Origin of the sequence: Microcoleus sp. PH2017_34_RAT_O_A, assembly GCF_020737885.1 — a bacterium.
In the GTDB taxonomy this organism is placed as follows: domain Bacteria; phylum Cyanobacteriota; class Cyanobacteriia; order Cyanobacteriales; family Microcoleaceae; genus Microcoleus.
In genome coordinates this window covers 1-9652 of the sequence record NZ_JAEQDD010000171.1, presented here as the reverse complement: position 1 = coordinate 9652, position 9652 = coordinate 1, and the positions used below count along the sequence as shown (strand labels likewise).

The following is a 9652-nucleotide window of genomic DNA, read 5'->3' as shown; positions in this document are numbered from 1 at the left end:
TGGTCAACGACAAACCCTTGAATCTCGGTAAATGGTTTATCGATATTTTTTACCGCCCTGAGCCAGTATTGGCATGATTATTTATTTGGAAGTCCCTTATTGATTATATTAACATTTGTTAATTATTGCAAAATCATCTCTCGGATCGATCGCGCGGTAGCAGGGGCCAGCAGAACACCATTGCGGTAGTGGCCGCTAGCGATGAGAACCTTGCTGTTACTGGGAAGCGCTTCGATAATTGGGGCTGGGCGTCCTTCGGGGCGCGGGCGCAATCCCGACCATTTTCGGATGATTTCAGCTTCGGCTAAGGCTGGACAAAGTGCGATCGCCCTTGCCATCACTTCATCCAACATATCAGCATTTGCCTGCACTTCCCCGCCGTTTTCGGGAAACTCTACCGTCGCCCCCACCCAACATTCTTGATTTGCCAAAGGTACAATGTGAATGTCATCGCAGGTAATTACTGGCGCAAAATCTGGGTTTCCCAAGGGATTTTTCAACCGCAAATGCAGCGCCTGTCCCAACACCGGGCGAATGTCCACCAATTGATTTAAGGATGCAGTGACAGCAGCAGTACCTAAGCCAGCAGATACAATTAGTCGATCGAATTTTTCAGTAACAGGCAAGATGCCTGTTCCACAAGATATTAAGTTTATTGTGGGGTTGGTACTATTTTCAGTAACAGGCAAGATGCCTGTTCCACAAGATAGGGAGTTTGTTGTGGAACAGGCATCTTGCCCGCTCTTGATGCCTTGAACTTCTACCCCAAACTGAAAATTAACTCCATTGAGCTTAGCAGCATCAACCAAAGCTAAAGTTAAAGTAGTTGGATCGACTTGCCGGTCTTGAGGCGAATAAATCCCAGCAATTATGTTATGATTTAAATCAAGATGAGGGCAAAACTCGCGCACTTGTTCCACCTCCCAAAGTTCTAATTTCCAACCTTGAGACTTGCGAGTTGCTGCTAGCTTTTCCCACTTACTTAAATCTTCTCCTTCCGAACACAGCAGCAAAATTCCCTGTTTGTTAAATGGAATTTTCCGCCCCGTAGCTGCTTCCAATTCAGGAATCAAAGTTTCGTAGCGCTGAAGGCTGGTTTCCCTTAAATGCCAATTTCTGCCCTTAGTTTTGTGGCTGATAACTCCCATCAAAACGCCGAGGGCTGCACCTGTAGAACCTTGTACTGGGGGCTGTTTGTCGAATACAGTGACTTTTAATTCGGGAAATTTACTTAGTTCAAAGGCGATCGAAGCCCCGACAATACCGCAACCAATAATTGCAACGCGAACCATTCTATTTTAGATTTTAGATTTTAGATTTTAGATTGTACAGAAGAATACCGGGCGGTTAGAAACCGCGGCTACATAAACGAAACCCGCCTCCGCGGGTTGAAGAACGGGCAGTAAAAATTACGTTTTACGTTATTTTCTTCAGTCCACGGAGGTGGACTTCGTGTGTGTAGACGCGGTTTCAACCGCCGTGGCAGTAAAAATTACGTTTTACGTTATTTTCTTCAGTCCGCGGAGGCGGACTTCGTGTGTGTAGACGCGGTTTCAACCGCCGTGTTCGTCTGTGTAGACGCGGTTTCAACCGCCGTGTTTTTGTGTGTAAACCAGGTTTCAACCCTACGTCCGATCTGCGCTACAAACTAAAGCGATTAGGCTTTAGGAAGTAGCTGCAAGAAAGTATCGAAATCCTTCACAGCTTTGCTATAACTAGCGGTGATTTTGGCATTGTCAGCCATTTTAGCAGCGTTATCAATCTCTACCAAATCAGCAAACAAACTCTTGGTCAAATCCATAGCTTGCTGTTGAGATTTCGGCAACAAACTGCCCGACACGGTTTTCATGGTGCCGCGCAATTCGCCGAGAGGCCCGTGAATGTAAGTTTTGGCATCAATCCAATTTTTTTTCTGAATTAGGGTTCCTAGGTTGTTCATGCGCGATCGGAACTCTGTCAGAGTAGGAACATAGCGCTGAATCTGTTGGATCTGGGCTGCTGTGTAAGTCGTGGGAACTTTTGCTTCGACACTGCTGCAACTAACCAGAAATGCCATCAAAAATGCCATCATCAAGGCAAAAAAGGAACGGGGACGAGTCATAGCGATTTTAGACTTTAGATTTTAGATTTCTCGTTGCGGGCCGGCACCGGGACACCGCCCCTACTTTGCACCGAGAGTTAGGTACAAAATATTATTTTACCTCCTTTTGGCGCAGAAAAGTTATCAGAGCACCGCCAACTTTTTCTGACCAATGTTCTTGAGGATAATGGGAGACTTCTTCTAGGGTGACTAACTCGGCATTTTTCATGGAATTGACTAATTTTTTAGCTGGTTCAACACTCAGCCAAGGGTCGGTTAAACCCCACACAAATAAGGTTGGGCTTGTCCATCCTTGTAAGCCGGATTCAATTTCTGCCATTGACTTTGGCAGTTGAATGTTGCGGATGGTGTTCATTAGCGATCGCCCTGCATCCGAGCTCTTCAAAAACGGGCGTCGGTAAACATCTAAATCCTTGTCTAATACCCTGATGCGACTTCCGCCTTCGAGGGTTCTGTCCACCAAAAGTGGGTCTTGCGTCAGCATATCGCCAATAAAAGGCAGCCCCAACTGCTGCATTTTCCAAGGCAATTTGATATCTGCTGAAATTGGTGTATTTATAATGACTAAACGATCGATCTTATCGGGGTTTCGTAAAGCGTATTGAATGCCGGCAGATGCTAAAAATCCTTGGACGACTAGGGAAACTCGGTCTACTTCTAGGGTTTGAATAAAGCCTGTGAGGGCGTCTACAAAGGCATCGGGAGTATAAGCAAAGTCGCGTTTGTCTGGTTTTGTCGATCGCCCGTAGCCCACCCAATCCGGCGCGATCGATCGAAATCCACTCGTCGCCAAATCTGGCATAATCGCAGTCCAGGTAAAGCTTTGGGACGGTATACCGTGCAGCAGCAACACTGGTGATTTATCACTTTCGTTTACCGGATTTGCTTCCCGATAAAACCATTCCAGTGACCCTACTTGAATTGTTTTCTCATCAATTGGCATTATTTTACTTGTTATTTATCAAAGAATAAGGCGGGTATTCCCCGCCTTACTTACTTAATAGTTGGGTACGCACAAAGCACCATTAGTCTCAACAATTGCCTAAAACCTTTTGTATCTCAGGTTTCTATCTAAGTCTCGATCCCCCTAAATCCCCCTTAAAAAGGGGGACTTTAAGAATACTCTTGTTCCCCCCTTCTTAAGGGGGGTTAGGGGGGATCTAGGCTTAATAGTAAGGCAGCAGTCTGGCACTACACAAGACGTATTTGTTGACAATGATAACTGAACGCCTTACCCAACTCATGAAAGTCCTGCTTAGAAATTCATTTCAGCAGCTTGAACTTTTTCCACCTGTTTCTTCTTGAGAACCAGCATAATTTGAGCCAACATAGTCAAAGCTACGAAAGCCATCAATCCTGTAACTCGATTGGCACTTTGTAGCACAATTTCTACATCTTTTTGACCGAAACCGCCCACATTAGGATTGTTCGTCAAAAGTTCGGCGGCTGCAACTGTTTGTCCTTCAGTAACAATCAGTTCTGGGCCTGCGGGAATTGTATCAACAACCGCTGCACCTTCTGCTGGTTGAATTGTCACTTCATAGCCACCATCTTCGGGTTGAGCAATTTTAGAAATAGTGCCAGCTACTGAGGCATTATAAACAGTATTGTTGCTCTTGGCGCCAGTAGGATAAACCTGACCGCGACCGCGGTTTCCACCGACATAAATTAGATATTTGCCGTAGTGAACTGACTTGTCAGTTGCGGGATTTGGCGACAAAACTGGGAATACCAATTCTTTGTATTGTTCACCAGGCAGCGGGCCCACTAACACAATATTTTCTTGGGTTTCGCTGTAAGGTTGGAAGTAAAGATCGCCGACTTTTTCCTTCATTTCTTCGGGAATTCTGTCAGCGGGAGCAATCTTGAAACCTTCGGGTAACATCACAACTGCGCCTACGTTCAAGCCGCCTTTAGTACCGTCGCCGGTAACTTGCTGCACGCTTTGATCGTAGGGAACTTTGACAATTGCTTCAAAAACTGTGTCAGGTAAAACAGATTGTGGGACTTCTACTTCAGTCGGTTTGGCACCGAGGTGACAGTTGGCGCAAACAATTTTGCCAGTTGCTTCGCGGGGAGTAGCGGGTGCTGTTTGCTGGGCCCAGAAAGGGTAAGCGAATGCTGCTTGGGGAAGTGCGATGTCGCTACTAAGAAAAAATCCGGCGGCGGCGATCGCAATTAAGGCAGTTTTGGCGATCGTCCTGGCACTGCGGCGAAATATCGCAGATAAGTTAGTTTGTGGCATCAGAGTATTCAATCTCAAAGGTTCAGACAATTTAGTGATTAGTCATTGGTCATTAGTCATTGGTCATTGGTCATTGGTCATTAGTTATTAGTTATTGGTTATTGGTTATTGGTTATTGGTTATTGGTTATTGAAACTAACTGCTAACCACTAACGACTAATGACTAACTACTAACTACTAACTGCTAACTAATGACTAATAACTATGACCAGGTAGGTGCTTCGCCGGTGCGGAAATCTGTTTCTTTCCAAGGGGTAAAGGCCACCTTGTCATCTGCGACAGTGGCGTGGGCCAAGGCGAGAGATAAAGGTGCGGGGCCGCGTACCACTTTGCCCTCACTGTTGTACTGAGAACCATGACAAGGACACATAAACTTGTTTTCGCTAGCATTCCAAGGCACGACGCAACCTAAGTGAGTGCAGACTGCGTTGATGCCGTATTCGGCGAGAGTTAAGTCTTTTTGCACCACGAGATAGGTGGGGTCGCCTTTGAGGCCTTGGGCCAAACTGCGATCGCCCGCAGGGTGCGAAGTCAAATATTCGCTAACGATGATGTCGTTACCCAAGGCATCTTTAGCTGTCACGCCACCGCCAACAGCCCCACTCGACGGAGGAACAAAATATTGGACAACGGGATAAAGTGCGCCCAGTGCCACACCTGTGACTGTACCGAACGTCAGCAAATTCATAAATTGGCGACGCCCCATATCGGGAACATCGGGATTTCCAGCAGAAGTTTGAGCCATGACCTGCCTTTACGGTTTTAAGTTACGTTTGTTTGTGAGCCAACTTGTACGTGCAGACAACTCGGACTATCGGTGCTAATCTGCTCGCACAAATTTGAGGCAGCGAAAATTCCTTTTAAGAATGCGCCTTCCAGCCTTTATTAGAGTATTATTACATTTTTTGAACTTTGTCTTTTAATGTTTAACAGATTCACTCAGGAGCAACCATGACGGGCAAGGATTTACACCAGCTACTCCTACAAAAATGGGGAAAGTCTTACGATATCAGATTGCGGCGGACGCGGGGCAAGATTTTTGTGCAGGTGATGTGGAAATATTTGGAACAGGTGTCTTTTCCGATGACGGAGGCTGATTATTTCGAGCATTTGGAGGCGGTGGCCAATTACCTCAATGGCTGGGGCAGCACCGAACAGGTGAGAGAATATATTGTCACTACTCGCGATCGTCCGCGCTTGGGCAAAGCTGTCAGCATTCCCCTGGATTTGGGCGAAAGAGCCTCGGAGTGGTTGCTTGACGAGTTTTGAGTCATTAGTCATCAGTCATCAGTCATCAGTCATCAGTCATCAGTCATATCCGAATGATACCGGAGTGCGAGCGTTCTGCTCGCTGCAAGGGAAACCACAACGGTCGATCGCCCCTTCGCAGCTTGTAAAGTTTTGTGTCTGGGCGGGGCTGGATTTTTTAAGTTGAAAGTCCCAAAAATCGTCAGGCAAATTTGTCAGCCAACTTGCTGGCGGTGAGAAACTAAGCTGTCGCGCAGCTAATTTTTGCAGTTTATTTTATTCAAACTCTGATGTGGCGGGCTTTCCGGCGCGAAGACTGCTGTGGGATTTAAATGTCGCAACAGCTTCTGGAGTTTTTTTAATTTTGGGCGATCGGGTTTCTAGCTGACCAAAATCATCCGAACCAATTTCTGTCAACACTTTCACATACAATGAGTCTCAGATATCTTGTGAAACTTAGGAGAATGTTGTAATGGGTGTTGCAGTTGGAATGGTTGAAGTCTTAGGATTTCCCGCTGCCGTAGAAGTTGCAGACTCAATGGTGAAAGCAGCCCGAGTTACTTTAGTTCGCTATGAAAAAATAACCCGTGCTTACTGGACAATTATAGTTCGAGGAGATATCTCTGAAGTGCAAGCAGCCGTTGCTGCTGGAATTGAATCAGTTAAAAAGGTCGATGGCGGAAAGTTGCTATCGTATCACATAATTGCTCGTCCCCACGAGAATCTCGATTACATTTTGCCGACAGTTCCGAATGTAGACAAAGTTTTGACAAAACTTTGGTATGGAATTTTAACTTTTAGTAAAATATAGAGGCGCGGGCGATCGCACCTCTATATTTTTATTGCCTGTTTATCCATCTTTTTTTGCTGCGGACACAAGTAATGTTGCAGCAGTTGGGTATGATGCGACATATTTGGTGGAAGCATAAACAAGTTTAATAAGTGCTATTTATTAAATTAATCAATCATAACGCATTATCAATATATCTGCGGTTGTTAAATTAACATGAGAGTGCAATTTAGTGTTTTTACTGCTCTTCGGAAAGAAAATTGGTTGAAAAAATTCCGTATTTTTACGGTTCCAATATGAAGGCATTCCTCCTAATACATATTCAAATAGCTGAGAAGTGACTTTCAACAAGCAATGCTAATTGATGTGAGCAAGCATTTTTTCTAGTTTATATTGAATTTCATCATTTTTAGAGTCCTGGCATTAAATAAAGTACAGAAAATAGTTACTGTTAATGAAAACTTGGGGCATATAAAGGGTAATAAATATGACAGATTTTAATTGAAGTGACAACAATACAGTGGAACAAAAGGGTATTGATATAGAAATCTGGGAACCCGAATTTATAGTCGTGCCAGTACCGAAGAACAGTACGAATGCAACTACATTTGTACAGATTCATATAGAAATTACTAATAATATACCAAGATTGTTTCCTTTCATAGATAAATTTTTAACGCCCGAACTTTTTACTGTTGACGGTAAAGAAATACGCCCTCAAAAAACGAGCGATAGACCAATAGCAACTAACTATTACAAGGGTATAGCAATTCCCCAAAATAGAGCTATAGTGCGGTCTTTTATGGCAAAGCTGTTTTGGCAAAATAACTGCCTGCAACTCCAAACGAGTCTTTTTTCTACTACCACAACCATTATTGGGCCTGAGAAAATTTATTTGTTTCAACCTTTACGACTAGGAACTTACCAGCTTCGATTCATCTACTTAACTCCGGGCGATAATTTCTTATTAGAAAATTCACCAGGGGAAATAATTAGAGTAGAAGAAAGTGAGAGAAGTTTGTTTGCAAGTCCTGCGATTAATTTACGATTTATTGAACCTGTGCCGCATCACAACAATCGAGTAGAAGTCGATAGTATGTGCTTTGAAACGCTAGTTCCTGAGCCAAGCTTAAGAGTTCCACTAACCGCATCATCTGCGAAAATTCCCGTACAGATTGGGATGAAAATTACCAACAATACCTCAACTCCTTTTCGCTTTATCTTATTTGATACATTGATTCCCCAACTAATAGGAGAAAATGGTATGATACCTCGCCTAGACTGTGGCGGTAGTCTGGGATGGGTTATTCCTCAAGAATCCGACTTACAACTTGTGAAACCAGGAGAAAGCATTACTTTATTTCTCAAAGCTAGCCTTACAAGGCAAGCAAATAATCTGTTAAGCCTGATAGTTTCAGGTGGAGGTAGATCCTGTTCGAGGTTTAACGATCTCGCCTTCGGTACATACCAGATTCACTTAACATACAGATCCCTCACAGAAAAATTAGAGTTTTTATGTGAAGACCTCTGGATGGGAATGGTGAATACACCTTTTGTGGAGTTTAGGCTGATTCCGCCTTAAAGTGAGTCAAACGAGGAGGAAGAGAGAAACAGATGGTTTGCTGTATCTCCTAAATAATCAATTTGGTCGATCGTGGAAATTTATACACCTGTATCTATTAACAGCAATACAGTTGAAGTAGATGGCATTCACTTTCAAATTTTCATGCCAGATCGTGTCTTGACAATCCCCTCAAATAAGCCCTATGCTACAACTCTTGTAAAACTCGCTCTTCAGATTACGAATAAAACGGCAGCCTCGTTGCGCTTCCAATAGTTAAATAAAACGTTACAGATTCTAGGGAAATATGGTAAAAAACTGCGGTGAATTGTATCGATCGCTAATTTTTGGACTAAGCATTCGAGAGAGCCGTTCTACTGCTGGTAGTAGGGAAAATTGGTCTAAAAAAGTTCAGTATTTTTACGCTTAAAAGATTAATAGATTTGTCCTAATATATATCGTCAAATAGTAATGAGTCACTTTAAAAAAAGCAGAGCTAATTCATGTGATTAAGCATTTTGCCTTGTTTTTATTGGCTTTAATCCTTTCGGGTGTAATCGAACTGAGCCATAAGTCCGCAGGAGGGACAACGCCCTCTGATATAGGAATAACCAGGGTGGCTGAGTTGAAATCCGCTGAAATTGATGGCATCCGCTTTGAAAGCATAATGCCAGAGCCTGTATTGACCCTCCCCAAAAAACAACCTGACACTTCTGGTGTAATCGCGCTCGGCCATGTACCCAGATTGTTAGCTGGGGGTGTTGATGCCCAACTGGGGAGGGCAACTGAATTGACATCCTTTGAATCAACACATAGCAATGTAGTTGAAGTAGATGGTATCCATTTAGAAACTGTGGTGTTTAACCCGATATGGCCAATTCCAGCCAATCTGCACGGTGCAAATACCCCTGTGCAATTTGGTGTCCGCATTACCAACAAAACATCAGAGTCTATTCGCGTCCCCTTGGCGCTTAGCTTTGGTCCAAAGATTATAAAAATGGATGGTCAAGAATTAAAAATAGCCAACAAGGTAATTTCATCTGATCCACCGACCTTAAACAAACCCCTTTGTCCGTCAATCAAACCTGGAAAAAGTGAAACTTTCGTTTGGAACTGGATACTTCAGTGGCAGAATAATCAGCTTCAGCTTGAAGGTACTAATGCTCAAGGTGCCCCTTGGATTTATGAGCCTCTCAGTCCTGGCGTGTACTCGATTGCTTTAGAGTATGATGTCCGCAGCACAATAGTACGACTCTGCGAACTAATAACGCAAGTACCAAGGACAGAAGAAAAAATCTGGGTAGGTCGGGGAACTACTCCCTCAAAGAATATCAGCTTAGTCCACCTTTGAACATAAATTGCTGCAAGATTGCCATTATAAGATACTTCCAACAAAGGTTGATAAATGTTAGATATCTACTTTATAGAGGATAAAAAAATGTCATTACCCAGATATTCCCTGTTTTTATTTGTAACACCTTTGCTTGTGACACTAACAAGTCAAAAATGCGAAGCTTTCTCTATTACACCCGTAGGAGGCGGTGCTATTCAAAACTATGTGCCAGAAGTAAAATACGATTCTGGACGAGGCAAAGTCTTTCTCAATCCGCTGTCGGGGTGACAAGTCGCCTATAACGCTGATAGAATAAGGCTCATAGCTCTTATGCCTTGTTGATAATTAGGCAGTTTATGTGGAGATAAAGACAT

The 9652-nt window shown here is 43.6% G+C and carries 11 protein-coding genes; 5 read left to right on the top strand and 6 right to left on the bottom strand.

Annotation, left to right across the window (positions count from 1 at the left end):
• Positions 1 to 122 precede the first annotated feature (122 nt).
• From JGK11_RS32090 to petC, 5 genes are all read right to left on the bottom strand, one after another.
• Positions 123 to 1292, bottom strand: coding sequence for an FAD-dependent oxidoreductase (locus JGK11_RS32090; protein WP_293214400.1), 1170 nt, complete (start codon positions 1290 to 1292; stop codon positions 123 to 125).
• 365 nt (positions 1293 to 1657) lie between these two features.
• Positions 1658 to 2101 carry a photosystem II protein PsbQ gene (gene psbQ, locus JGK11_RS32085; protein WP_293184111.1) on the bottom strand — a complete coding sequence of 148 codons (444 nt, stop codon included), beginning with the start codon at positions 2099 to 2101 and terminating at the stop codon, positions 1658 to 1660.
• Positions 2102 to 2192: 91 nt separating this feature from the next.
• Complete coding sequence (locus JGK11_RS32080) at positions 2193 to 3044, bottom strand: alpha/beta fold hydrolase (RefSeq protein WP_293189855.1); 852 nt, start codon at positions 3042 to 3044, stop codon at positions 2193 to 2195.
• Between the two features lie 312 nt (positions 3045 to 3356).
• Positions 3357 to 4346 (bottom strand): cytochrome f, encoded by a 990-nt coding sequence (petA, locus tag JGK11_RS32075; protein WP_293184106.1) that lies wholly within the window; start codon positions 4344 to 4346, stop codon positions 3357 to 3359.
• A gap of 202 nt (positions 4347 to 4548) precedes the next feature.
• On the bottom strand, positions 4549 to 5091 hold the full coding sequence (gene petC / locus JGK11_RS32070) for a cytochrome b6-f complex iron-sulfur subunit (protein ID WP_293184104.1): 543 nt from the start codon (positions 5089 to 5091) through the stop codon (positions 4549 to 4551).
• Between the two features lie 206 nt (positions 5092 to 5297).
• On the opposite strand from petC, the gene JGK11_RS32065 reads away from it, so the two are divergent.
• On the top strand, positions 5298 to 5615 hold the full coding sequence (locus tag JGK11_RS32065; RefSeq protein WP_293214398.1) for a DUF3067 family protein: 318 nt from the start codon (positions 5298 to 5300) through the stop codon (positions 5613 to 5615).
• A 255-nt stretch (positions 5616 to 5870) separates the two neighbouring features.
• On the opposite strand, the gene JGK11_RS32060 is transcribed toward JGK11_RS32065, so the two are convergent.
• Positions 5871 to 6020: a hypothetical protein gene (locus JGK11_RS32060; RefSeq protein WP_293197480.1), complete on the bottom strand. Its 150-nt coding sequence runs from the start codon at positions 6018 to 6020 to the stop codon at positions 5871 to 5873.
• Between the two features lie 46 nt (positions 6021 to 6066).
• Between JGK11_RS32060 and JGK11_RS32055 the strand changes: the two genes are divergently transcribed.
• The 4 genes from JGK11_RS32055 to JGK11_RS32040 all read left to right on the top strand — a co-directional run bounded on the left by JGK11_RS32055 (position 6067) and on the right by JGK11_RS32040 (position 9566).
• A complete protein-coding gene (locus JGK11_RS32055; protein WP_293214396.1) occupies positions 6067 to 6405 on the top strand; it encodes a carbon dioxide-concentrating mechanism protein CcmK in 339 nt (112 codons plus the stop codon).
• 499 nt (positions 6406 to 6904) lie between these two features.
• Positions 6905 to 7966 carry a hypothetical protein gene (locus JGK11_RS32050; protein ID WP_293214394.1) on the top strand — a complete coding sequence of 354 codons (1062 nt, stop codon included), beginning with the start codon at positions 6905 to 6907 and terminating at the stop codon, positions 7964 to 7966.
• A gap of 595 nt (positions 7967 to 8561) precedes the next feature.
• Complete coding sequence (locus JGK11_RS32045; RefSeq protein WP_293214392.1) at positions 8562 to 9296, top strand: hypothetical protein; 735 nt, start codon at positions 8562 to 8564, stop codon at positions 9294 to 9296.
• A gap of 87 nt (positions 9297 to 9383) precedes the next feature.
• A complete protein-coding gene (locus tag JGK11_RS32040; RefSeq protein ID WP_293214390.1) occupies positions 9384 to 9566 on the top strand; it encodes a hypothetical protein in 183 nt (60 codons plus the stop codon).
• Positions 9567 to 9652: the final 86 nt, after the last annotated feature.

Excerpts from the sequence above, each read along its gene's own strand:
- petC (WP_293184104.1), bottom strand. The coding sequence starts at position 5,091 with ATGGCTCAAACTTCTGCTGGAAATCCCGATGTTCCCGATATGGGGCGT.
- psbQ (WP_293184111.1), bottom strand. The coding sequence starts at position 2,101 with ATGACTCGTCCCCGTTCCTTTTTTGCCTTGATGATGGCATTTTTGATG.
- JGK11_RS32065 (WP_293214398.1), top strand. The coding sequence starts at position 5,298 with ATGACGGGCAAGGATTTACACCAGCTACTCCTACAAAAATGGGGAAAG.
- JGK11_RS32080 (WP_293189855.1), bottom strand. The coding sequence starts at position 3,044 with ATGCCAATTGATGAGAAAACAATTCAAGTAGGGTCACTGGAATGGTTT.
- JGK11_RS32055 (WP_293214396.1), top strand. The coding sequence starts at position 6,067 with ATGGGTGTTGCAGTTGGAATGGTTGAAGTCTTAGGATTTCCCGCTGCC.
- petA (WP_293184106.1), bottom strand. The coding sequence starts at position 4,346 with ATGCCACAAACTAACTTATCTGCGATATTTCGCCGCAGTGCCAGGACG.
- JGK11_RS32040 (WP_293214390.1), top strand. The coding sequence starts at position 9,384 with ATGTCATTACCCAGATATTCCCTGTTTTTATTTGTAACACCTTTGCTT.
- JGK11_RS32090 (WP_293214400.1), bottom strand. The coding sequence starts at position 1,292 with ATGGTTCGCGTTGCAATTATTGGTTGCGGTATTGTCGGGGCTTCGATC.